At 37.8% G+C, this 25031-nt stretch carries 19 protein-coding genes; 18 read left to right on the forward strand and 1 reads right to left on the reverse strand.

Annotation, left to right across the window (positions count from 1 at the left end; all coding sequences use genetic code 11):
• The first annotated feature begins 333 nt into the window (after window positions 1-333).
• The 12 genes from AC4BC3_RS03590 (at window position 334) to copB (ending at window position 16767) form a co-directional block, all read left to right on the forward strand.
• A complete protein-coding gene (locus AC4BC3_RS03590; protein ID WP_490466980.1) occupies window positions 334-3114 on the forward strand; it encodes a helicase C-terminal domain-containing protein in 2781 nt (926 codons plus the stop codon).
• 52 nt (window positions 3115-3166) lie between these two features.
• Window positions 3167-3694: a cell wall elongation regulator TseB-like domain-containing protein gene (locus tag AC4BC3_RS03595; RefSeq protein WP_206906973.1), complete on the forward strand. Its 528-nt coding sequence runs from the start codon at window positions 3167-3169 to the stop codon at window positions 3692-3694.
• Window positions 3695-3713: 19 nt separating this feature from the next.
• Window positions 3714-4910: a pyridoxal phosphate-dependent aminotransferase gene (locus AC4BC3_RS03600; protein WP_206906975.1), complete on the forward strand. Its 1197-nt coding sequence runs from the start codon at window positions 3714-3716 to the stop codon at window positions 4908-4910.
• A gap of 33 nt (window positions 4911-4943) precedes the next feature.
• Window positions 4944-6242 carry an asparagine--tRNA ligase gene (asnS, locus tag AC4BC3_RS03605; protein WP_067483937.1) on the forward strand — a complete coding sequence of 433 codons (1299 nt, stop codon included), beginning with the start codon at window positions 4944-4946 and terminating at the stop codon, window positions 6240-6242.
• Between the two features lie 230 nt (window positions 6243-6472).
• The gene (locus AC4BC3_RS03610) at window positions 6473-6856 is read left to right on the forward strand and encodes a YccF domain-containing protein (RefSeq protein ID WP_490466981.1); all 384 of its coding nucleotides are present in this window, start codon (window positions 6473-6475) and stop codon (window positions 6854-6856) included.
• A 173-nt stretch (window positions 6857-7029) separates the two neighbouring features.
• A complete protein-coding gene (locus tag AC4BC3_RS03615; protein WP_490466982.1) occupies window positions 7030-9114 on the forward strand; it encodes a heavy metal translocating P-type ATPase in 2085 nt (694 codons plus the stop codon).
• A 366-nt stretch (window positions 9115-9480) separates the two neighbouring features.
• Window positions 9481-10947 (forward strand): amino acid permease, encoded by a 1467-nt coding sequence (locus AC4BC3_RS03620; protein WP_206906981.1) that lies wholly within the window; start codon window positions 9481-9483, stop codon window positions 10945-10947.
• A 149-nt stretch (window positions 10948-11096) separates the two neighbouring features.
• Window positions 11097-11642: a P-loop NTPase family protein gene (locus tag AC4BC3_RS03625; RefSeq protein WP_490466983.1), complete on the forward strand. Its 546-nt coding sequence runs from the start codon at window positions 11097-11099 to the stop codon at window positions 11640-11642.
• Window positions 11643-11714: 72 nt separating this feature from the next.
• Window positions 11715-12149, forward strand: coding sequence for a CopY/TcrY family copper transport repressor (locus AC4BC3_RS03630; protein WP_206906985.1), 435 nt, complete (start codon window positions 11715-11717; stop codon window positions 12147-12149).
• Between the two features lie 13 nt (window positions 12150-12162).
• Window positions 12163-12375 (forward strand): copper chaperone CopZ, encoded by a 213-nt coding sequence (copZ, locus tag AC4BC3_RS03635; RefSeq protein WP_206906987.1) that lies wholly within the window; start codon window positions 12163-12165, stop codon window positions 12373-12375.
• Window positions 12372-14555: a heavy metal translocating P-type ATPase gene (locus AC4BC3_RS03640; protein WP_490466984.1), complete on the forward strand. Its 2184-nt coding sequence runs from the start codon at window positions 12372-12374 to the stop codon at window positions 14553-14555. The genes copZ and AC4BC3_RS03640 overlap by 4 nt, the downstream gene beginning before the upstream one ends.
• 67 nt (window positions 14556-14622) lie before the next feature.
• A complete protein-coding gene (copB, locus tag AC4BC3_RS03645; protein WP_490467280.1) occupies window positions 14623-16767 on the forward strand; it encodes a copper/silver-translocating P-type ATPase CopB in 2145 nt (714 codons plus the stop codon).
• A 24-nt stretch (window positions 16768-16791) separates the two neighbouring features.
• On the opposite strand, the gene AC4BC3_RS03650 is transcribed toward copB, so the two are convergent.
• Window positions 16792-16944 carry a hypothetical protein gene (locus AC4BC3_RS03650; protein WP_206906992.1) on the reverse strand — a complete coding sequence of 51 codons (153 nt, stop codon included), beginning with the start codon at window positions 16942-16944 and terminating at the stop codon, window positions 16792-16794.
• Between the two features lie 292 nt (window positions 16945-17236).
• On the opposite strand from AC4BC3_RS03650, the gene AC4BC3_RS03655 reads away from it, so the two are divergent.
• From AC4BC3_RS03655 to AC4BC3_RS03680, 6 genes are all read left to right on the forward strand, one after another.
• Window positions 17237-18895: a PTS transporter subunit EIIC gene (locus AC4BC3_RS03655; RefSeq protein ID WP_490467281.1), complete on the forward strand. Its 1659-nt coding sequence runs from the start codon at window positions 17237-17239 to the stop codon at window positions 18893-18895.
• The gene (locus tag AC4BC3_RS03660) at window positions 18858-20894 is read left to right on the forward strand and encodes a BglG family transcription antiterminator (protein ID WP_490466985.1); all 2037 of its coding nucleotides are present in this window, start codon (window positions 18858-18860) and stop codon (window positions 20892-20894) included. Before AC4BC3_RS03655 ends, AC4BC3_RS03660 begins: the two co-directional genes overlap by 38 nt.
• A 33-nt stretch (window positions 20895-20927) precedes the next feature.
• The gene (locus tag AC4BC3_RS03665; RefSeq protein WP_206906996.1) at window positions 20928-21359 is read left to right on the forward strand and encodes a PTS mannitol transporter subunit IIA; all 432 of its coding nucleotides are present in this window, start codon (window positions 20928-20930) and stop codon (window positions 21357-21359) included.
• 215 nt (window positions 21360-21574) lie between these two features.
• Window positions 21575-23338 carry a PTS mannitol transporter subunit IIBC gene (locus AC4BC3_RS03670; protein WP_490466986.1) on the forward strand — a complete coding sequence of 588 codons (1764 nt, stop codon included), beginning with the start codon at window positions 21575-21577 and terminating at the stop codon, window positions 23336-23338.
• 14 nt (window positions 23339-23352) lie between these two features.
• A complete protein-coding gene (locus AC4BC3_RS03675) occupies window positions 23353-23790 on the forward strand; it encodes a PTS mannitol transporter subunit IIA (RefSeq protein WP_206906999.1) in 438 nt (145 codons plus the stop codon).
• Window positions 23791-23802: 12 nt separating this feature from the next.
• Window positions 23803-24954: a mannitol-1-phosphate 5-dehydrogenase gene (locus AC4BC3_RS03680; RefSeq protein ID WP_490466987.1), complete on the forward strand. Its 1152-nt coding sequence runs from the start codon at window positions 23803-23805 to the stop codon at window positions 24952-24954.
• The last annotated feature ends 77 nt before the right edge of the window (window positions 24955-25031 follow it).

The raw sequence follows: 25031 nt of genomic DNA on the forward strand, positions 1-25031 counted from the left end.
TCTTTTTGATAATTATTCCAAGCTTTTTTATTTTGTCGTATTTGTTTCTTTTTTCTTCATTCAACAAGCAAGGAACCAATTTTTATGGAAAAAATAAGAGCAGGATGTTAGGACGAAAATTCTTAGTCTTTTTTGTTATAAAAGTTCAGTAGCTAGTGAAGCAAAAAAATGCTTTGAGAAAGAGAGGGGGAAAAAAGCGTGAATCATTTTTGAACATTCATTCTGTCTTTTAAGGTGAAACACTTTTGTCCCAGCCTCTTCTTTGTAGTATAATTTCAAAAGAAACATCCGTACTAAAAAGTAAACGAAGCGGCAAGAGAAGAGGAAATTATTTTGAAACCAACAACTTATGCGGTCGTCGATATTGAAACGACTGGGACGAACCCAAAAGAAGATCGGATCATTCAATTTGGCTGCGTCATGATTGAAGCTGGTCGAATCACTTCACGCTTTTCGATCGACATTAATCCGGGGCGAAAGATTTCAAAACAAATCCAACATTTAACAGGAATTTCGAACCAACGCGTCCAACGTGCGCCTTATTTTGAAGATGTCGCACCGACGATTTACAATCTCTTAGCAGAAACAGTATTTGTCGCACATAATATTTACTTTGATTATAAATTTTTAAATCAAGAATTAATGCGGTGTGGTCTTCCAGAATTGAAGATTCCGGGGATCGACACGGTTGAATTAGCGCAGATTTTTTTACCAACAGAACCAAGTTTTCGTTTGAGCGATTTATCGGAAAGCTTAGGATTCATTCATGAAAATCCACATCAGGCTGACAGCGATGCGGAAGTGACTGGTCAGCTCCTTTTGCTGATTGAAGAGCGCATGCGTCAGTTGCCATTAGTTACATTGGAAGAGGTTGCCCGACTAAGCAAATACACTGGGATGGATACGAGTCGATTCATCGCACGTGTTGTTGAAGAAATGAAACAGCAAGTCCAGCCATTAGATGATTCCATTGAAATCATTGATGGAATTGCATTACAGAAAAAGCAAGTAGAGCTGTTTTCACAGATTCACTATGGTACGCAAACTTATCCAAGAAAAAAACAGGCAAAAGAGCGAATGTTTGGCGAAACATTGATGTATCGCAAAGAACAAAATCGTTTGATGAATGCAGTGTACGATCACTTCACTAAAAAAGAGGAACAAAAAAACTTGATGATCGAAGCTGCGACGGGAATGGGGAAAACGATTGGCTATTTGTTGCCACTAAGCTATTTAGCAACACCTGAGAAGCCTGCTATTATCAGTACTGTTTCCTTAGTTCTTCAGCAACAAATTGTCGAGAAAGACATTCCTTTGCTGAACCAATTACTGGATCAGCCAATCCAAGCGACTATCATCAAAAGTTTTCGTCATTATATTGATCTTCAACGTTTGAAAGCGACGTTAAACGAAGCACCTAGTCAAAAACAATATGCATTGTATCAAATGTCGGTTTTAGTTTGGTTGACACAAACTAAAACAGGTGATTTAGATGAATTACATTTGACGAATCTGAACCATCTCTTTTTCCACGATATTGCCCATCGTGGAGTTCATTTTTTAGCGCCGAATCAGCCATTTTATGAACAAGATTTTGTTCGTTTTTTATTGGAAAAAGCAAAACAAAGTAATTTTTTGATTGTCAATCATGCATTTTTAGTCCAAGAAACGTTACGCAAAGAGCCGTTGCTACCTGAAAGTCCTTATTTACTGATTGATGAAGCGCATCATTTGCCTGAGATTGCCGAAAAAATCAATGATCGAAGATTGAGTGTCGCACATTTCTATAAACAAGTTCAACAGTTGAATGAGGAAGGACAATTATTCGACCGAATGAGTAGTTATTTGCCGGATAACCATGAAGTGACTCGCTGGTTACAGATTTACCGACAGGAATTAGTTTCTTTATGTGAAGCTCAGTTCACGATTGCAGAAGGATTGACGGAGTTGTTGAATCAAAACGAAAACCATCATCAAGAAGAGGTCATGGTAACAAAAGAATTGTTAGATGAGTTACCATTTGAGGCAGGGATTGCGATTGACCATTTGCAATTATTTTATCGAGAAATCCACCAGCTTCATGAACAATTGAAATTAAGCTTGGAAATCATTCAAGAAAGCTGGTCAAATCAAATGCGCTTGGACTTAGCCAATTTGTATGCTTTGTTTGACCAATTAGACACGCAACAGCAATTTATGGAGCAGTGGTTGGAGGATTGGCGTGAACAGTTGATTCATTGGGTTGTACTTGGAAGTGGTCCACAGCAAATGATGTTTCATCTACATGATTTTCAAGCAGCGTTATTACCTACAACTGTTTGGTATCCAAGATATCAACATATTCTTTATATTGGCGGTACTTTGAAAATTGGTCCAGATCGGAACTATCTTTCAAAACGACTGGGTATTGAAGGAACGCCCTTGAAAGTGATTGCTTCACCCTATGATTATGAAAGCCAAGCAAGAATTTATTTGCCAACAGAAGCACCTGCAATAAACCAAGTAACAAGTCAGGATTATATCGAATATTTGACCAAAACATTAACGGGGCTGATCAAGCGAGAACAGCGACCTATTTTAGTCTTGTTCACCTCGCATGATATTTTGCAACAGGTCTATCAAAAGATGCATATGAGAATGTTGGAACAAGGTAGAGAAATATTAGCACAAGGATTTGGCGGAAGTCGCGAAAAATTATTGAAGCGATTCATGTTGTCAGAAATGAGTGTCCTTTTTGGTGCTGACAGTTTTTGGGAGGGGGTAGATTTACCTGGAGATGCACTCCAAATTGTTGTGGTGACACGACTACCTTTTGACAATCCAAAACGACCAATGGTAAAAGCTAGAAATGCCTATCTTGAATCTAAAGGTATCAATCCTTTTTATCAGGAATCAGTACCTAAGGCAGCTTTAAAGTTACGTCAAGCATTGGGGCGGCTGATCCGTACCGAAACTGATCGTGGTGTGTTGTTGATTTTGGATCGTCGATTGCTCACTGCAAGATATGGTGGAAGAATGCTACGTTCCTTACCAAAAAAGGTAAAAGTCCAAGAAGAACCAATCGAAGTAATTTACCAAGAAATCAGTGAATTCTTAACAAAAAAAGAAGAATAAAGTCAATACAATCTTCCTATTTTGGGAGAAACATCTGTTATAATGAAAGGCAATGAAGATAAAGGAGCGACGATCCTTGAAGAAAGAATCAAAAAGAGAAAGAACCATTAATCGTGTATTGATTAGTTTGATCGTATTTTTATTAGCAGTAATTGTCTTTAGTTCGATTTTTTATTTACGATCAAATCGCCCTTACGCACAGGCGGAAAAAGAAGCGACAGCTCTTGCAAAAAAATATGCAAATTTGGAAAATGTGGACAAGTTTTACTGGTACACACGTGAGAAAACTTATTTTTCTCTAATGGGTACGAATGAAAAAAATCAAAAAATTGTGGTCATCATTCCAAAATCTGGTGATAAGGTGAAAGTTTTGGAACAAAACAAGGGTTTAACAGAAGAAGAAGCTAAACAAAAAATCCAAGAAGCGCATCCAGAAGCTGTGATTGAAAAAGCAACACTAGGAATTTTTGAAGATCAGCCTGTTTGGGAAGTTGTTGCTAAAGGGACAGACAATTCATTAAATTATTACCTGATTACATTTGAATCAGGGGACGAAGTGAAAACCATTCAAAATATCTAATTGTGAAGGGACGAAAAAGATGGAACTATCTAAGAGAGCACAACGTTTAGAGCCTTCTGTGACACTTGCAGCGGCAGCTAAAGCAAAAGCACTGAAAGCCCAAGGTAGAGATATCTTGAGTTTAACAGTCGGTGAACCAGATTTTGCAACACCTGAGAATATTCAGGAAGCTGCCATCCAAGCTATCAAAAATGGGAAAGCAAGCTACTATACGCCGACTGCTGGAATTCCAGAGTTACGTCAAGCAATTGTTGATTATTTAAAGCAACAGTATCAGCTTGATTATCAGACTTCACAGACCATCGTTACTGATGGAGCGAAGTTTGCCCTATACACGCTTTTTCAAACAATTCTTGATCCGTTAGACGAAGTGATTATTCCCGTTCCTTACTGGGTAAGTTATGGGGAACAAGTCAAATTAGCTGAAGGTGTTCCAGTCTTTGTCCGCGGAGAAGAAACAAATGCGTTCAAAGTGACAGTAGAGCAGTTAGAGGCTGCCCGTTCAGGCAAAACAAAAGCTGTGATTATCAATTCGCCATCTAATCCGACAGGGATGATTTACACCAAAGATGAGCTTTTGACAATTGGAAAATGGGCTGTTGCAAATAATATTTTGATTGTTGCAGATGATATTTATGGTCGTTTAGTTTATAATGGCAATGAATTTACTCCAATTGCCACACTAGGCGAAGCAATTCGCAAACAAACGATTATCATCAACGGTGTTTCAAAAACATATGCCATGACTGGTTGGCGAATTGGTTACGCAGTTGGTGATCAAACAATCATTGATGGAATGATTACGATTGCGTCACAATCCACTAGCAATCCAACAGCAGTCAGTCAGTATGCTGCGGTTGAAGCGTTAAGAGGAGAGCAGGATACGGTGGAAGAAATGCGTCAGGCATTTGAAGAACGTTTGAACCGTTTATATCCATTAGTGGCAGCATTGCCAGGTGTCAAACTTGCGAAACCACAAGGAGCTTTTTATTTATTTCCAAACGTGAAAGAAACTTTAGCTATTTGTGGATATAGTAATGTGACGAAATGGGTCGAAGATCTGTTAGAAGAAACAGGGGTTGCTTTAGTTACGGGTGAAGGATTTGGTGCAAGTGAGAACGTTCGCTTAAGTTATGCGACAAATCTTGGAACGCTTGAAGAAGCCGTGTTGAGAATTGCTCAATTTATTGAGAGTAAAAGTCAAAATGAATCCTGAAAGTAAAACAGGAAGAAAAAAGGAGAGTCATTCGTGGAACAAATTCAAATTATTGATTCGAAAAACCATGTAGGAGAAACTGTGACAATTGGTGCATGGGTTGCTAACAAGCGCTCAAGCGGAAAAATTGCTTTTCTTCAACTAAGAGATGGAACAGCCTTTTTCCAAGGTGTAGTTGTCAAAAGTGAGGTACCAGAAGAAGTTTTCCAAACTGCTAAGAACTTACACCAAGAAACAGCTATTACTGTTACTGGTGAAATTCGTGAAGATAGCCGTTCAAAATTTGGGTATGAAATTGGGATCACTAACATTGAGGTAGTTGGTGAAAGCCATGATTATCCGATTACACCCAAAGAACATGGGACAGACTTTTTGATGGATCACCGTCATTTATGGTTGCGTTCATCACGCCAGCATGCAATCATGCAAATCAGAAATGAAATCATTCGTGCCACATACGAATTTTTCAATGCGAATCAATTTGTTAAAATTGATCCACCGATTTTGACTGGTTCAGCACCAGAAGGAACAACTGATTTATTTGAAACAAACTATTTTGATCAAAAAGCGTATCTTTCTCAAAGTGGTCAATTATACATGGAAGCTGCTGCAATGGCATTTGGAAAAGTCTTTTCATTTGGACCAACATTCCGTGCAGAAAAATCAAAAACACGTCGTCACTTAATCGAGTTTTGGATGATTGAGCCAGAAATGGCTTTTACTCATCAAGAAGAAAGCTTAGAAGTTCAAGAAAAATATGTAGCTTTCTTAGTTCAAAGTGTCTTAGATAACTGTGACTATGCGTTAGATGTACTTGAACGTGATAAAGAAGTTTTGAAATCTTATACTAAGTTACCTTTCCCACGTATCACGTATGATGATGCAATTGAATTATTGAAGAAAAATGGATTTGATGATATTGAGTGGGGCGAAGACTTCGGTTCACCACACGAAACGTTTATTGCGAATTCATTTGAGCAACCAGTTTTCATTTTAAACTATCCAAAAGCAATCAAACCTTTCTATATGAAACCACATCCTACCCGTGAAGATGTTGTGATTTGTGCAGACATGATCGCGCCAGAAGGTTACGGCGAAATCATTGGTGGTAGTGAACGTGCAACTGATTACGAATTTTTACTAGAACAAATTCGTGAGCATGGCTTAGATGAAAACGAATATTCTTGGTACCTTGACTTGCGTAAATACGGCTCTGTACCTCATTCAGGTTTTGGTTTAGGGTTGGAACGTACAGTTACTTGGATTTCAGGAATTGATCATGTGCGTGAGGCCATTCCATTCCCTCGTTTGTTGAACCGCATCTATCCATAAAGGTTGTAAAAAAGTGTCCAACTCCAGTAAATAAGAATAAATTGTCAGAAATTGCTTCTCAAATTTTTGAGTGTTTAGACTGATTTATCAGAGCTACTTCTTGAACACCTTAAATAAGAATACAACTTAATAAAAAGAGTTTAAAAAAGAAGTATGACGATACTGTCATGCTTCTTTTTTAGTATTTTATGCGATAATAGATTCAAGTAACTTTATAAAAGGAGAATAGTATGAGCTGTTTAGGAAATATTTTATGGTTTATTTTTGGAGGATTAGTTGGGGGACTTGGCTGGCTGATTGCGGGCGCATTATGGTGTGTCACAATTGTTGGAATTCCAATCGGATTACAATGTTTCAAACTTGCTTCTTTATCTTTTGCCCCATTTGGAAAAGAAGTGATCTATCATCAAAGTGGCTTTTCATTGATTGTCAATTTGATTTGGTTGATTGTGTCAGGTCTTCCTTTGGCGTTAACGCATATTGTAAGTGGTTTGATTTTGTGTATCACAATTGTAGGTATTCCATTTGGCAAACAATCATTTAAATTGGCTCGTTTGGCATTGATGCCATTTGGAGCAGAGATTGTCCCAAGTAATCACTATTATTTTGAGTAACAAATTGAAAAGCGGACAAAACGATTTTCGTTTTGTCCGCTTTTTTTTGACAGGAAACGTAAAATGTCAAATAAAAGAAAAAAAGAGAAGGCTTCCAGTTGACATATGAATGTGCGTTCATTTATAATAACTTATGAAGAGATATTCATATGTATTGTAGGGAGGGAAAGAAAATGAATAAAGAATATCGTTTAGATGGCTTAGATTGTGCAAATTGCGCAATGAAAATTGAAAAAAAAGTACAGACAATTGAAGGTGTGCAAGAAGCAAATGTAAACTTTACTACGAGTAAGTTGCGAATCGTTGCAGACGAAGCAGATTTAGCAACCGTTGAAGATAAAACAAAGCAAGCGATTAAAGAAATCGAACCAGATGTGACGATTAATGAGCTTAAAAATAATCAGCAAGATGACCATGATCATGAACATGATACTAGTTGGGATGATTTGATTCGGATTCTTGTTTCCGCAGTGGGAATGGGGCTTTTGATTTGGCTATCGCCGACTGGTGCTATTCGTCTGATTGGTTATCTCCTTATTTATGGGTTAATCGGTTTTGATGTAATAAAAAAAGCTGTCATGAATATAACTAAGGGTCAGATTTTTGATGAAAACTTTTTGATGGCGATTGCGACAATTGGTGCAATGGTTATTGGGGAATATCCTGAAGCAGTTGCTGTCATGTTGTTTTACCAAGTGGGTGAATATTTCCAAGGTTTTGCGGTTAAACAATCACGACGATCCATTCGCGAACTCATGGCCATTCGTCCTGACATAGCACGCGTCAAAACTGCTGAAGGTTGGATGGATGTGGCACCAGAAGAAGTCGAGCTAGGACAACAAGTTTTGATTAAACCAGGTGAAAGAGTCCCACTAGATGGAACGATTATTGACGGTGAATCCATGGTCGATACTTCTGCTTTAACTGGGGAATCTGTGCCACGAAAAGTAACCAGTGGCGAAATGATTCTCAGTGGGTTTATCAATAAAAATCAACCTATTGTCATGAGTGTAGAGAAAACTTATGGTGAATCAACAATCAGTAAGTTATTAGAATTAGTTGAAAACGCTAGTAGTAAGAAAGCACCAGCTGAGAATTTTATTACTAAATTTGCGCGTTACTATACGCCAATCGTAGTTGTTTTAGCTTTATTGTTAGCAATTGTACCGCCATTAGTGATTCCTGATGCCGTGTTCTCTGACTGGGTTTATCGTGCATTGACATTCTTGGTTATTTCTTGTCCTTGTGCTTTAGTGATTTCTGTTCCATTGAGTTTCTTCGGTGGGATAGGTGGTGCAAGTAAGATTGGGGTTTTAGTTAAAGGAAGTAACTATCTTGAATTACTTGCAGAAACAGAAACTGTTGTCTTTGACAAAACAGGGACGTTAACTAAAGGTGAATTTTCTGTTCAAACAATTGAAACAACGATGGATGAAACAGACTTTATGCAGTATGTGGCAAGTGCTGAACAATATTCTACGCATCCAATTGCCCAATCAGTCTTGGCTGCTTACCAAGGTCCTTTATTAGTGAGTGAACAAGTAGAAGAAATTGCTGGTGAAGGAATCTCAGCAGTGATTGAGGCTCATGATATTCTAGTTGGTAATCAAAAATTGATGGCGCGTAAACAAATTGCATTTTCTGCGAGTGAAGAAGTCGGGACAGTACTTTACGTTGCCATTGACCAAAAATATGTTGGTTTTCTATTGATTGCAGATGCACTAAAAGTGGATGCGATAGAAGCTATGAATAAATTGAAAAAAGCTGGCGTTAAAGGAACAGTTATGTTGACAGGGGATGCGAAAAAAATTGCTGACTCTGTAGGTGAAAAAGTAGGCATTGATCAGGTTTATAGTGAATTGCTTCCCCAAGATAAAGTTGACAAATTAGAAATGATTCTTGCAAAAAACTCTGGTAAAGTAGCTTTTGTAGGTGACGGAATCAATGACGCACCCGTTTTAGCTAGAGCAGATGTCGGAATCGCTATGGGCGGACTAGGAAGCGATGCGGCAATTGAAGCAGCTGATGTTGTTATTATGAACGATGAACCTTCAAAAATTGCTGATGCGATGCGAGTTGCTCGTAAGACATTGCGAATTGTGAAGCAAAATATCGTCTTTGCAATTGGTGTGAAAGTTTTAGTTTTACTCCTTGGTGCATTGGGGTTTGCTTCAATGGGTGATGCTGTTTTCGCTGATGTTGGGGTAACGGTGATTGCTGTTTTGAATGCAATGAGATGCTTACGAGTAAAAAAATGAAATGAATGTATATTGATAAATAAAATATACGAAAAAAATCCGTTATTATGGTAAAAATAACGCATGTTCGAATCCAAGAGATCATTGTTACTGATCTCTTGGATTTTTTTCATGTAATTCTAAAAGAAGTCGTAACGGACAAAAATGTATTTTCATTTTTCAGAAAATTTTGTCTTGCAAGTATCATAAGACAAAAGCTTTTTGAAATAAAAATATTTTTCTGGTTTTATGATGAAAAAATAATTTTAAAACGATGTGTTTATAATAAAAGAATACACACTTAAAATAACAAACTATTGCGACAGCAAAAAAAAGTGATTATTATTACATGGTGCAATAGATACTTTATATCAAAGGAGAGAGACAATGAACGACAAACAACTGCGCTGGTTCACAGTTGCATTGATTGCATTCAATATGGTCTGGGGTATGGGAAATGTTGTGAATAACTATGCACAACAAGGCATTTCCGTTATTACTTCTTGGTTATTGATTCTTGCAATCTATTTTATTCCTTATGCTTTGATTGTTGGTCAATTAGGATCAACATTTAAGGACAGTAAAGGTGGCGTAAGCTCTTGGGTTGAAAATACAACTTCCAATAAACGACTAGCTTATTACGCTGCATGGACTTATTGGGTTGTGCATATTCCTTACTTGGCACAAAAACCACAAGCAATTTTGATTGCCGCTGGCTGGGCTGTTCAAGGAAATGGAGATATCGTCAATACGATGTCTGTTCAATTAGTTGCTATTATTTCATTAATAATCTTTTTAGCGTTTTTATACTTATCAACTAAAGGATTATCAACATTGAAAGTGATCGGTGGTTTAGCGGGAACTGCGATGTTTGTCATGTCATTACTATTCATTTTATTAGCAGTGACAGCACCATTCATCAACCCAACAATGGAATTTGCTACACCACACATGAATCAAGTGAAAACATATATCCCAACATTTGATTTTAGTTACTTCACAACCGTTTCAATGCTAGTTTTCGCAGTGGGTGGAGCAGAAAAAATCTCTCCTTACGTAAACTCAACAAGAAATCCTGCAAAAGAGTTTCCAAAAGGAATGATTTTCTTAGCAGCAATGGTTGGTGTCTGTGCGGTATTAGGTTCAGTGGCAATGGGTATGCTATTTGCAAGTGACAATATTCCCAAAGACCTAATGGCAAATGGTGCCTACAGTGCCTTCCAAATTTTAGGTAACTACTATGGAATTGGAAATGCGTTGATGATTATCTACGCGTTGACGAACATGGTTGGGCAAATTTCTGCTTTAGCCTTCTCAATTGATGCACCGCTAAAAATCTTGCTAGCTGATGCTGACCCTGAGTTTGTGCCAAACTGGTTGCGTAAACGTAATCGCAAAGGAACTTTGGTCAACGGGTACTTCCTGACAGGGATCTTAGTAAGTATCATTATCTTGTTACCAATTTTCGGTATCAAAGATATGAACGAATTAGTTAAATGGTTGACTAACTTAAACTCAGTTGTAATGCCAATGCGTTATCTATGGGTATTCTTGGCTTATATGATGTTGAATAAAGCATATAAAAAATTCACTTCAGAGTACAAATTCGTTAAAAATCCCAAAATTGGTTATATCTTCGGTGCATGGTGTTTTGCATTTACAGCATTTGCTTGTATCTTAGGTATGGTTCCAAAAATTGAGTATGCAGCTGATCCAAAAGCATGGTGGTTCCAATTGATTTCAAATATCATTACACCAATTGTCTTGATTTTACTAGGAATGATCTTACCTGCGATTGCACGTCGTGATAAGAACAAAGAAGTTCCAGTATCAGAAACAATTCCACAAGCATAATTCAGCAATAAAATTGAAACTAGAATTCATCATAGGATCTGACTAACTAGTGATTAGTTTGTCAGGTCCTATTTTTTTGTGTATCGTAAAAGGTATACATATTCATACACAGAAATAAAATCAAGAAAATAGAAAGGGAAGATCTATCAATGAAGTATTTAGTCATGGGTAACTCTGGTTCAGGAAAGTCAACATTTGCTCGGGAACTTCAACAAGTAACACAAGCCAATTTATTACCTTTAGATTTTTTGTGGCATCAAACAAACTACAGTGAAGAGGCTCAAGCTTGGTTTCAATCAGAGCAAGAAAAGTTTATCCGTGCAAATGAACACTGGATCATCGATGGCAATTATTTAGGCACAAGTGATTTACGTTTCAACCACGCGGACACACTTATCCTCTTGAAAGTGCCACGTCTATTGTCCTTATTTCGAGTAATTTCTCGTTCCTTCAAACGAAGAATCAATCCAGCCTCTAGACCAGACATGCCAAGAACATTTCAAGAAAAATTTGATCGAGAATACTTAGACTTTCTGATTTACATTTGGCAATTTCCCAATAAACAAGTAGTAGAACTAGAAAAAATTTTGCGGGAACAATCAAATGAAATACAAGTAGTCATTTTGAAAAGTAAAAAAGGTAAAAAAATTTTCTTGCAAGAACTAACAGAGAAAAAGAGAAGAAAAGAAAGTTGACAGTTTTTGTTTACAGTTGTAAACTAAGTTTGTCTTTAAAGATTACAAGTGTAAACGAAAGAGGTGAAAGCAATGGTAAAAACTAAAATGCCTGTTAAAATCAGCGATTCCGAGTGGGAAGTGATGCGAGTGATTTGGACATTAAACCAAACGACTGCACAAGAGATCACCCAGATTTTGGCGGATTCGATGGACTGGAAAGCAGCGACTGTCAAAACATTACTAGGAAGATTAGTGAAAAAAGAAGTTGTGTGGACACAGCAAGAAGGGAAAAAATTTATTTATCATCCAGCAGTTTCTGAAATGGATACTGTTCGTAGTGCGACAGAAAATTTATTTTCACATATTTGTGCAAAAAAAGTTGGCGAGACGATTGCTGATCTAGTGGAAGAAGCAACATTGACGCAAGCTGATATCGATAAAATCATGGAACAGTTACAACAAAAAAAACCAGTGGCAACAATTGCTTGCAATTGTATCCCTGGACAATGTACGTGTAAATCATAAGGAGGAATTTAGGATGAAACAACAATTTTCAATTCAAGGAATGAGCTGTAATCATTGTGTAGCAAAGGTGGAAGAAACACTTCAAGCGTTGCCAGGTATTCAAAAGGTAAAAGTAAATCTGAAAAAAGCAAAGGGAACGGTTAAATTTGACGAGAGTCAAATTCATTCAGAACAGATCAAGGAACAAATTACTGCTTTAGGTTATCCTGCAGAGGTGATTGAATGACTGAAACATCTCAAATGACTACCTTGGTGATTACTGGAATGACTTGTGCAAACTGCTCTGCACGAGTAGAAAAAGAATTAAAAGAACAACCAGGAGTGATTTCGGCAACAGTCAATCTAGCAACAGAAAAAGCAAGCGTCAAATATGCTGAAACTTCTGCCGAAGCATTGATCCAAAGTGTCGAAAAAATTGGGTACGGCGCAATCTTATACGACGAAGCCCATAAACAAAAAATTGCTGAAGAAAAAAAAGCGTATCTACGAAAAATGAAACGAGATTTATTGTTAAGTGCACTCTTAACTTTTCCATTGATGGCTGCAATGATTGCAATGTTATTAGGAAATCATGGCACACTTGTTCAATTTTTCCATCAACCAACGGTCCAATTGATTTTGGCATTACCCGTTCAGTTTTTCGTGGGTGCACGTTTTTATCAAGGTGCCTATCACGCATTGAAAACCAAGGCGCCAAACATGGATGTTTTAGTCGCTCTTGGAACGACTGCTGCTTTTCTGTTGAGCATTTATAACGGATTTGTTTCAAGTACGACCAATGATTTGTATTTTGAAAGTAGTAGTATGATCATCACCTTGATTTTATTAGGAAAATATTTAGAACATACAGCCAAAAGCAAGACAGGTGATGCCATCAAACAACTGATGTCGCTACAAATGAAGACAGCACAGAAATTAGTTGATGGTGTTGAAGAAACGATTGCGATTGAAGACGTTATGGTTGGAGATCGCTTGGTCATTCGTCCTGGTGAACAAATACCGACAGATGGAAAAATCATTTCCGGAAGTAGCGCGATTGATGAAAGTATGCTGACTGGAGAGAGCTTACCAGTAGAAAAACAGCTTGACGACACCGTTTTTGGAGGAACAGTGAATACTACTGGGTTAGTACAGATCGAAGTTTCCCAAGTAGGTAGTCAAACCGTGTTGGCTCAAATCATCCAAATGGTAGAAGATGCTCAAGGAAGTAAAGCACCCATTCAACAAATCGCCGATCGAATTTCTGGTATTTTTGTACCAGTAGTTTTAGTTGTTGCTCTTGTTACGTTGGTTTTGACTGGATGGCTTACAGGTGACTGGCAACTGGCTTTAATTCATAGTGTCTCTGTTTTAGTCATTGCTTGTCCTTGTGCTTTGGGATTAGCAACACCAACAGCAATTATGGTAGGGACGGGCGTTGGTGCACGAAATGGTATTTTGATTAAAGGTGGCGAAGCGTTGGAAGAAGCTGCGGGACTTACGAGTATTTTATTAGACAAAACAGGAACGATTACGCAGGGAACTCCTCAAGTAACTGATGTGATTGGTTCAACCGAAGTTGTCAAGCTCTTTCATAGTCTGGAACAAGCTTCCGAACATCCTTTGGCAAAAGCAATCAACGATTATAGCCAAGAAAAAGAGATCGTTCCTTATGAAGTGAGTGAATTTACTGCACATCCGGGTGCTGGAATCAGCGGGAAAATCAATCAACAAGTATATTTTGCTGGGACAAAAAAACATTTAGCACAATTAAGCCTATCAGTTGCTTCATTGGAAGAACAAGCGCTACACTTAGAACAAGAAGGAAAAACGGTTATGTATTTGGCTGATGAGAAGCAAGTTTTGGGCTTGATTGCAGTTGCTGATGCAGTGAAAACAGAAGCGAAACAAGCAATTGCAAAACTACAAGCACAAAAAATCGAAGTGTATATGGTGACAGGGGATAACAAGCTTGCTGCTAACGTGATTGGAAAACAAGTGGGACTTGATTCAGCTCATATTTTTGCGGAGGTATTACCTGATGAAAAAGCTGCTTATGTTCAACGTTTGCAACAAGCAGATCAAAAAGTCGGCATGGTTGGTGATGGAATCAATGATGCACCAGCGCTTGCTTTAGCAGATGTTGGCTTAGCAATGGGAAGTGGAACTGATATTGCAATGGAGACAGCAGATGTTACTTTAATGAATAGTAATTTAATGGCTGTTGTACAAACAATTGATTTATCTCGTGCCACGTTGAAGAAAATCAGGCAGAATCTTTTTTGGGCTTTTATCTATAACACGATCGGAATTCCTTTTGCTGCATTTGGCTTGTTGAATCCGATTATTGCTGGTGGTGCGATGGCTTTTAGTTCAGTTAGTGTGTTGCTTAATTCGTTAAGTTTAAATCGAAAAATGAAAAAATAATTAAAGTGAAGAAGGGATCGAGATGAAAGAATCAGAAAAACAGAATGAATTGTCGAAGCACGAAGGAATGAAACATGAACATGATATGAGTGGAATGGATCATTCGATGCATGAGGGAATGAAACATGAACATGATATGAGTGGAATGGATCATTCGATGCATGAGGGAATGAAACATGAACATGATATGAGTGGGATGAATCACTCAATGCATGAGGAAATGAAACATGAACATGGTATGAGTGGAATGGATCACTCGATGCATATGGGGAATTTTAAGCAGAAATTTTGGTTATCTCTTGTGTTAGCTATTCCTATTATTCTTTTGTCACCAATGATGGGCTTGGAATTGCCTTTTCAAATCAGCTTTCCCGGTTCTGAGTGGGTCGTACTTGTTTTAGCTACGATTCTCTTTATCTATGGAGGCCAACCATTTTTAAGTGGGGCCAAAATGGAATTGGAACAAAAGAGTCCGGCAATGATGACCTTGATTGCAATGGGGATCTCCGTTGCATATATTTATAGTTTGTACTCTTTTATCGCAAACTTAGTTAACCCACATGCACATGTGATGGACTTTTTCTGGGAATTAGCTACTTTGATCGTCATTATGTTATTGGGTCATTGGATCGAGATGAATGCTGTCTCAAATGCAAGTAATGCGCTACAAAAGTTAGCAGAGTTATTACCTGAATCAGTGAAGCGAATCAAAGAAGATGGGACGGAAGAAACAGTTTCTTTAAAAGAAGTTCATGAAGGCGACCGTCTAGTTGTGCGCTCAGGTGATAAGATGCCCACAGATGGTATCCTTATCAAAGGAAATACGATCGTGGACGAATCAGCTGTTACAGGTGAATCAAAAGGAGTCAAAAAACAAGTTGATGACCGCGTCATAGGTGGATCGGTCAATGGTGAAGGCACGATTGAAATCAAAGTTACTGGTACTGGCGAAAGTGGGTACCTTGCGAAAGTTATGGAAATGGTTCGTAAAGCACAAAGTGAAAAATCAAAATTAGAATCGTTGTCAGACAAAGTTGCTAAGTGGTTGTTTTATGTGGCGTTGGCTGCAGGGATCTTGGCATTTATTGTTTGGCTAGTCGTCGCCGATTTACCTACCGCGTTAGAACGAATGGTGACGGTCTTTATTATTGCGTGTCCGCACGCACTTGGTTTAGCAATTCCTTTAGTGGTAGCTCGTTCCACATCAATTGCTGCAAAAAATGGCTTGCTCTTGAAAAACCGAAATGCCTTAGAACAAGCTGCTGATTTGGACGTTATCATGTTAGATAAAACCGGAACGTTGACACAAGGAAAATTTACGGTCACAGGTGTTGAAATGCTAACTGATTCTGTAACAAAACAGGAAGCACTTGAAATGATTGGCGCACTAGAGGCAAATGCGAATCACCCATTAGCCATCGGGATCATGAACTATCTGCAAGAGCAAAAAATTACGCCTGCTAAAGTTGAAAACCTGAAAAATTTAACAGGTGTTGGTTTAGCTGGCACGGTGAAAAATCAAGAAGTCAAGATTGTGAATGAAAAAGAAATCAAGCGACTTAACTTGGTTGTCAAACCTGAGTTACTCCACCGTTATCAAGAACAAGGAAACACGATTAGTTTCTTGCTTATAGCAGATCATTTGGTTGCAATGATTGCGTTAGGTGATGTCGTGAAGCCAGAAGCAAAACAATTTATCCAAACACTGAAAGAACGCAAAATTACCCCTGTCATGTTGACTGGTGATAACGAAAGTGCTGCGCAGGCAGTCGCTCATTATTTAGGAATGGACGATTTTTATGCCGGTTTATTACCTGATGACAAAGAAAAAATCGTACAAAACTATTTGCAACAAGGCAAAAAAGTCATTATGGTTGGAGATGGGATCAATGATGCACCAAGTTTAGCTCGTGCAACGATCGGGATGGCTATTGGTGCTGGGACAGATGTTGCAATTGATTCAGCAGATGTTGTTTTAACCAATAGCAATCCCAATGATATTTTGCATTTCTTGGATTTAGCAAAGCAAACAAGAAGAAAAATGATCCAAAACCTTTGGTGGGGAGCGGGTTACAATATTATCGCTATTCCGTTGGCAGCTGGTATTTTAGCACCAATTGGTATTTTATTAAGTCCTGCTGTTGGTGCTGTCTTGATGTCACTCAGCACAGTTGTGGTTGCTTTGAATGCGCTGACGTTGAAAATCAAATAAGTTTGGCAAATCAAGGAGTGATGCTTAGGCTATCACTCTTTTTTTGATTAATCCAAAACTTGTTTGAAATAATCGTGCTTTGGCTTCAAGCTCAATTTTTACTTTTTCAATTTCTTTTAATGAAAGTGTTTGGCTTTCATGGATTTTCTTTTTCGATTTTTGTAAAAGTTTACTCATTAGTAGAACCTCCATTCATAAATATAATTAGTTAGGTACCGAATCATTTTCTTATTTCGATTATAGTTCGGTACCGAACTATATGTCAAGCAGTTTTTCAAAAAAGAGTGTTTTGAATGTGAACCACATAAAATTTTGTGGACGCTTTGTTTTCTTTGTTATACTTTAATAGTGACTCTTCAGATGATTGTCTTGAAGTGAAAGGGAGCAAGGGGGAAATCATTTGATAGAAAACTTAACGACAAAAAACTTAGAGCTGCGAAAAATAGGTCATCAATTGAGCCAACTGATTATGCCAAACTTAAGTATTTTTATTGCATGGGGCTTTCTTTCTTTTATAACACCTTATTTTTCTGGAGAATTAGCCCATAGGCTGAATGAAGTGAGCGAATGGATGCTTCATCTGTTATTACCGATTATGATTGGCTATTTGGGTGGGAAAACTACTGGGAATCAACGAGGAGCAATTGTTGGCGCAATTGCTACTTTAGGAATTATTGTTGGTTCAACAGCACCACAAATTGTTGGTGCCATGATTCTGGGGACATTGGCAGGAAAAGTGTACGACTTATTTGAAAATAAAGTCAAAAAACAATTTACGATTGGATACGAGATGTTGATTAATAATTTACTTGTAGGAATCGTTGGTGGTGTATGTTGCTTGTTGGGAATGATTGTATTTACACCCCTTATTGCTTCGGTCAGCCAGATGATCTCACAAGCTATTTTGTGGTTGACGGAAATGAAAATGCTTACGTTATCCCATGTTTTGTTGGAACCACTCAAAGTCTTGTTTTTTAATAATATTATCAATCATGGCATTTTAACTCCGCTTGGTATTGAATTTGCTCAACAGGAAAACTCATCGATTTTGTTTTTGATGGAAGCAAATCCGGGCCCTGGAATTGGGGTGTTGCTTGCAATTCTCCTTCAAGGAAGAAGAGAGACAAAAACGAATGCCGGAAGTGCGCTAATGATCCAAGCTATTGGCGGTATCCATGAAATTTATTTTCCTTTTGTACTAATCAAACCCAAACTTTTATTGGCAGTCATTTTGGGCGGTGCTAGTGGAACTTTTCTGTTTCAGTTATTGCATGTAGGTTTAAGTGCGCCAGTGTCACCAGGCTCATTAGTCGTTATATTGACAAATACGCCAACGAATCAGCTTTTAGCCGTCAGTTTTGGCATTTTAGTGAGTATTTTAGTGACGTTTAGTTGTGCATTGTTTTTATTAAGAAAAGAATCTTTGGCTGCTGGAGAAGAAAAGCCAAATGATGAGGAATGTGAGGAAATGCAACCAGTGATAAATAAAAAAATTATCTTTGCTTGTGATTCGGGGATGGGCTCAAGTGCGATGGGTGCAGCATTATTGAAGAAACAACTACAAGTCGCAAACTTACCTGCAAGTGTTGACTATACTTCGATCTATCAAGTGAAAAATCAACCAGATCAACTACTTATTGTCCAAAGAGAACTAATGGCACTTGCTCAGCAGCAAGCACCACGCAGTCAAATTCTTCCTTTGGCTCATTTTTTGGAAGTAGAGAATGCTTTACCAGAGATTAAAAGCTTTCTTCTAACAACTTCTCACGTGGCGAAAACAGCAGCAATTGTCAGAGGAATAGACAGAAACAAGACTGAAAAAGTTGTGTTTTTATATGCAGAAAATGTCAGAGGCTCACAAACGATAGGGATGACGATTTTAGCACAATTAGCAAAGCAACAAGGATATTCACTTTCCATCAGTAAGCTACCGATCGAACAGTTAGCAAGTGAAAAAGAAACAATCTATGTTGTTACAACCACTCTTTTTCACAAAAATCCTCAGTTAGCTGAACTATCAAAAGTTGTGTTAGTTGAAGATTTTGTATTAACAACATCCTATGAACAATGGATGAAAGGAGGAGTCGAACATGTACTTGTCCACAAGGGAGAAGCAATTGATCAGTGAGTTGTTACACAGTTCCACACCAGTGTCCGTGGAACGAATGATGACAGTCTTGAAAGTTAGCAAGCGAACGGTCTATCGTGAGTTAGATCAGTTAGCTTTATCATTGAAAGCAGTTGATGCTCAATTAAAGAAAGTAACGCGTGGTACGTTTTTGATTGAAGCAACAACTGAAGCTAAGTCGAAATTATCGGCGGAAATCAATGATGAAGCTGGAGAAGAACTTTCGACATTGGAACGTCAACATGCGATTTTATTAGAAATTTTATTAACGGCACAGCCGTTAAGTTTAGCGTATTTTTTGGAAACCTATTTAGTCAGTAACACTACGTTTTACGCAGATATCAAGCAGCTTGAAGCAAGTATTGAGCACCTTCCATTAGAAATTGTTCGCAATCAAGGGTATGAAATTATTGGTCCAGAAAAATATCGACGTTTATTGGCAGCAAATGTGTTGGAATTGGAAATCAATGAGTATGAATTGTTTCATCTCGTGAAGAAACAAAAAAGTCCAAATTATTTTTTTCGATTCATCCAGTTAGAAAACTTTTTTCTGGTGAGAAAGATGATAAGTGAAGAGTTGATTGGTAAAAAAAATGAGTTGAGTGACCGTAAATTAGCGCATTTGATCTTGATGTTAACGTTGACGATGGATCGGGTGAAAAAAAATCAGTTTTTGACGAATGAAACCTATTTGGGTTTAGCAAACAAAGAATTTTTACAAATTGCTAAGCGACTTTTTGCGATTATCGGAAAAGAAAGCCAACAATTATATCCAGTAAATGAAATCGTCTTTTTTGCCAGTTTGTTAAATGACTTTTCCAATTCATTTGATAAAGATTTCTTTGATGAACATTTTGATACACAGCTTGCTTATCTAGTAAAACAACTGATCACATTAGTTAGTGAAGAAACCGATGTGCGTTTTTATGAAGATGAAAGTCTTTATAAAATGTTGCTGACACACTTGTCTGGGGTATTTTCTCGAGCGATTTTGCAAGAAGAAACATTGACGAATCCGATTCTTGAAAAAATCATGATTCAATACGACGAACTGACTACCGCTGTTCGGTCAGCAGTTAGCCAAGTTTTTCAAGAGAAGCAGTTATCCAATGAAGAAATTGCTTATACGGTTTTACATTTTGCCAGTTCACTTGAGCGTAGTCCAAAAGAAAGTTCGATCCGTATTGCAGCGTTTTCTCCGAGTGGTTTGGCCTCAACTAGTATGTTAGAAATGCGCTTGAAACGATATTTTCCTTCGATTAGTCAGCTAGAATTCTATCGAATTGCAGATATCAAAAAAGTTGATCTTCAAAAAGTGTATGATGTGGTTATCTCGACTTCCGTTTTACCGGGATACACAGGTAATTACTTGTTGGTGTCACCTTTGTTGTTAGAAGATGAGATCAAACGTTTGAAACAAGCCTTCCAAAAAGCGAGAAGCGCCCATCCATTACCAACAGAACACACGACTACATCGGAACCAATTTTAGCGGATCAATACGAGAAAACCTTGATCGTGATGGAAAAAATCAATCAGTTACTTTCTCGTTTTTTTATTCAAGAAATTAGCAACGAAAACAAACTAAGTGAGATTTTAAGCCAAGTTCTTTCCTACTTATCAACAGAGTTACTCAGAGATGAAAAGGATGTTCAAGAAAAATTAATGCGACGTTATCAACAGTCACCTATTGGGATCCCAAAAACAAATATGGGCTTGTTTCACACATCTAGTTCAGCAGTAGTTGCACCAGTCTTTTGTATTTTTCAATTGAAACAACCAATCACCATTGAAGGAATGGATAAGCAACCAATTGCACTTGAACGAATGATGCTAATGCTTGCTCCTTCACCAATTGAAGAAACCGATAGTCGCTTACTAGGAAAAATCAGTGCAGCGATGATCATGAATGATTTGAACTTAGAAATTTTTCAGTCAGGTAATCAAGCAATCGTCTATCAATTATTGGCAAAAATTTTGATTGATGAGATGAAAAAATAAAGGAATGAGAAAAAGAAGTGAGGAGGGAAATACATGGAACTAGCCACAGAAAGAATACGCTTGAATCAAAGTTTCAGTAATTGGCAGGACGCATTGACCAATATTGGAGCATGGTTAACAAATCAAGGTTGGGTAAAAGAAGGATACACCGAGTCAATGATCAAACGTCAAGAATTGATGAGTGTTTATATTGGTAATTTTGTTGCTTTGCCTCATGGTGACGAAGAGCTAGTAGTCAAAGAGGGTATATCACTTGTTCAAGTGCCAGATGGTGTTAACTTTGGAACAGAAGAAGAACCAAAAATTGCAACGATTTTATTTGCGGTTACTTTCAAAAAGGAACAGCAGTTACCAATGTTACAAGAACTGGCATTCTTTTGTGCAGAAATTGAACAAGTGATTGCGTTGAGTGATGCGAAAACAGTGTCAGAAGTGCAAACAATTTTGGAAAAAAAGAATGAGTAACTGACAAAAATAGCTTTTCATATTTTTAGAAAAAGACTTATTGCCAAGAAATTACTTTGGGTTCATCGTTTATTAAGAGAAGGAGTACGACAATTGTCGTGCTCCTTTTTTGTGTTCTCCATGTTTTGGCACAAACTTTTGTGCCAAAGTACGACTATTTCTCTAAAAGGTAAGCGGATACAATTAAACCATAAAGAAGAAAAGGAGCAGAAAAAATGGAGCAGACGATGAATACAAAAGAAAAAATCTCACTGAAAGCACGTGTTCAAAAATTAGGAAGTACCTTGTCTAGTATGGTGATGCCCAATATTGGGGCGCTAATAGCATGGGGTGTCCTAACAGCCTTGTTTATTCCAGATGGCTATTTACCGAATGAACAATTTGCGACAATGGTTGGGCCAATGCTGACTTACTTGATCCCGCTATTGATTGGTTACACTGGTGGAAAAGTAATCGCAGGTGATCGAGGTTCGGTTGTCGGAGCAATTGCGACGATGGGGGTCATTGTGGGAACGGATATTCCAATGATGCTTGGCGCGATGATTATGGGACCTTTAGGTGGTTATGCAATTAAAAAATTTGATCAGGTATTTCAATCACGGATCAAATCAGGATTTGAAATGTTAGTTAATAACTTTTCAGCAGGATTGATTGGTTTTGGTTTAGCCCTAATTGGTTTTACCGGCATTGGCCCAGTTGTGGATGGTTTGACACAAGCGATGGCTCAAGGTGTAGAGGTAATTTTAAATGCACATTTGATTCCACTCACAAATATTTTTATCGAACCAGCGAAAATTTTATTTTTGAATAATGCAATCAATCATGGCATTTTAACACCACTTGGAACAGAGCAAGTCGCAACAGCAGGTAAATCGATTTTATTCTTATTAGAAGCTAACCCTGGTCCTGGATTGGGTGTGTTATTAGCTTTTACCTTCTTTGGCAAAGGCGCAGCAAAATCTTCTGCACCGGGTGCAATCATTATCCACTTCTTAGGTGGAATTCACGAAATTTATTTTCCATATGTCATGATGAAACCACTTTTGTTTTTATCGGTAATCGCAGGTGGGATTTCAGGAAGCTTCATTTTCCAATTATTAGATGCAGGTCTACGTGCGCCAGCTTCTCCTGGATCAATCATTGCTATTTTGGCAATGGCACCACTTAGTTCTTATCTACCAGTTTTATTAGGTATCGCAGTCGCAACAATTGTTTCTTTTGCGGTTTCTGTAGTTATTTTAAAAGCCGATGCACGAGAAGAATCAGAAAGTTTTGAGCAATCTGTTCAAGAAATGAAACAAGCAAAACAGACTGCTAAAGGGGTGACTGTTCGTCCAGAGGCATTTTCATCGACTAAAAAAATTATTTTTGCCTGTGACGCAGGTATGGGCTCAAGTGCGATGGGTGCTTCAATTTTAAGAAAAATGGTTCAGAAAGCTGACCTACCACAAACTGTGACAAATCAAGCAATCAGCCAGTTGGTAGATGAAGAAGGAACGTTGATCATTACTCAAGTGGAATTACAAGAAAGAGCAAAACAAAAAGCACCACATGCACAGTTTGTTGCAGTTGAAAATTTCTTGAATTCACCAAGATATGACGAGGTAATCCAACAACTAAGCCAAAAAGAAACAACGGAACCTCTAGAATCAAAGGACGAGTTACAACATGAAGTCGCACCACAAGATATGAGTAAAATCCAAAAAATCGTGATTGTCCATGATCAACGAGCAGGGTCTGCAACAATGGGCATCAATGTCTTAAAAGAAGTGCTTCAAAAAAATGATATTCAAATTCCATTACAAAAAATCAAGATTGATGAACTAGCTGATGATGAACATTCATTGGTACTTGCTAGAGAACATTTGACAAAAGAAATTCAAGAACTTGCACCAAATGCGCTTCATTTACCAGTTGAAAGCATGGTTCAAATCAAACATTACGAGACTATTGCGCAACAACTTAAAAAATCTGCTTAAAGAAGGAGAAAACAATGAAAGCACTAGATTTCAGTATGATCGAATTAAACCAAACGTTTGCTTCTAAAGAAGAAGCGATTCGTTACTGTGGAGAAAAATTAGTTGAGGCGGGATGCGTGGACACCGCATACATCGATTCGATGATTCAACGTGACGAGATGTTATCCGTCTATATGGGAAACTTTATTGCTATTCCTCACGGAACAGATTCAGCGAAAAAATATGTTAAGAAATCTGGTATCTGTGTTGTTCAAGTACCTGACGGTGTCAATTTTGGAACAGAGGATGAGGAGAAAATTGCGACTGTGTTGTTTGGTATCGCAGGTGTTGGAGAAGAGCACTTAGCATTAGTTCAACAAATAGCCTTGTACTGTAGCGATGTAGACAATGTTGTTCAGTTAGCAGATGCACTAAGTAAAGAAGAAGTTTGTGAAAATTTAGCGATTGCATAAGGAGAGAGAAAGATGAAAGCAGTACATTTTGGAGCAGGAAATATCGGGCGCGGATTTATCGGTGAAGTATTAGCCGAAAATGACTTTGACATTACTTTTGTGGATGTCAATCGGGAAATCATTGACGCATTGAATGAAAGAAATGGATATGTAATTGAACTTGCGGATGAGACAAAGAAACAAATTGAAATCCAACATGTTTCTGGAATCAATAATCAAGAAAATCCTCAAGCCGTAATTGCTGCGATTGGTGAAGCAGACTTAGTGACGACTGCGATTGGACCAAATATTTTGCCCTTTATCGCTGACTTGATTGCTAAAGGGATTGAGCAACGAGAAAAAGTACAGAATACAACACCATTAGATATCGTTGCTTGCGAAAATATGATTGGTGGTTCGGCATTTTTAGAAACAGAAGTCCGTAAACATTTATCACAAGTTGATTTTTTAGAGAAGTATATTGGTTTTCCAAATGCAGCAGTTGATCGTATCGTTCCGTTACAAAAACACGAGGATCCTTTGTTTGTTCAAGTTGAACCTTTTAAAGAATGGGTAATTGCAGATCATGAACGAAAAAATACAGCAATCGAGCTGGAAGGTGTCCTTTATGTAGAAGATTTAGAACCTTATATTGAACGCAAACTATTTAGCGTGAATACTGGACATGCAACGGCTGCTTACACGGGCGCTTTACTAGGTTATCAAACAATAGATGAAGCAATGCAAGATGCGTTGGTTGTCGCACAATTAAAATCTGTATTACAGGAAACAGGAAATCTATTGATTGCGAAGTGGGGCTTTGATGAAAAGCAACATGAACAATACATTGAAAAAATTATCCAACGTTTCCAAAACAAATATATTTCCGATGCAATCAGCCGCGTGGCGCGGACACCTCTACGGAAATTGGGAAATCAAGAACGCTTTACTCGACCAATCTTAGAATTAAAAGAAAGAGATCTTGTTTCCCCACATTTAACTGCGACGATGGGGATTATTTTTAACTATTATGATCCAAATGATGAACAAAGTTGTGAACTTTATGAAATGAAGCAAACAAAAAATATTGAAGAACTGATCCAAGCGGTGACAGGAATCAACGATGCGAAAATGATTGGTGCAATCAAACAAAACGTGGAACGTTACGACAAGCAAGTTGCGTAATCAAAAATTTGATAATTACGTCAGATAACAAAGCGAGGCTGGAACTTAAAAAATCCAGCCTCGCTTTGATTTTTTAA

This window comes from Enterococcus sp. AAFC-DPL-6103 (assembly GCF_058216595.1).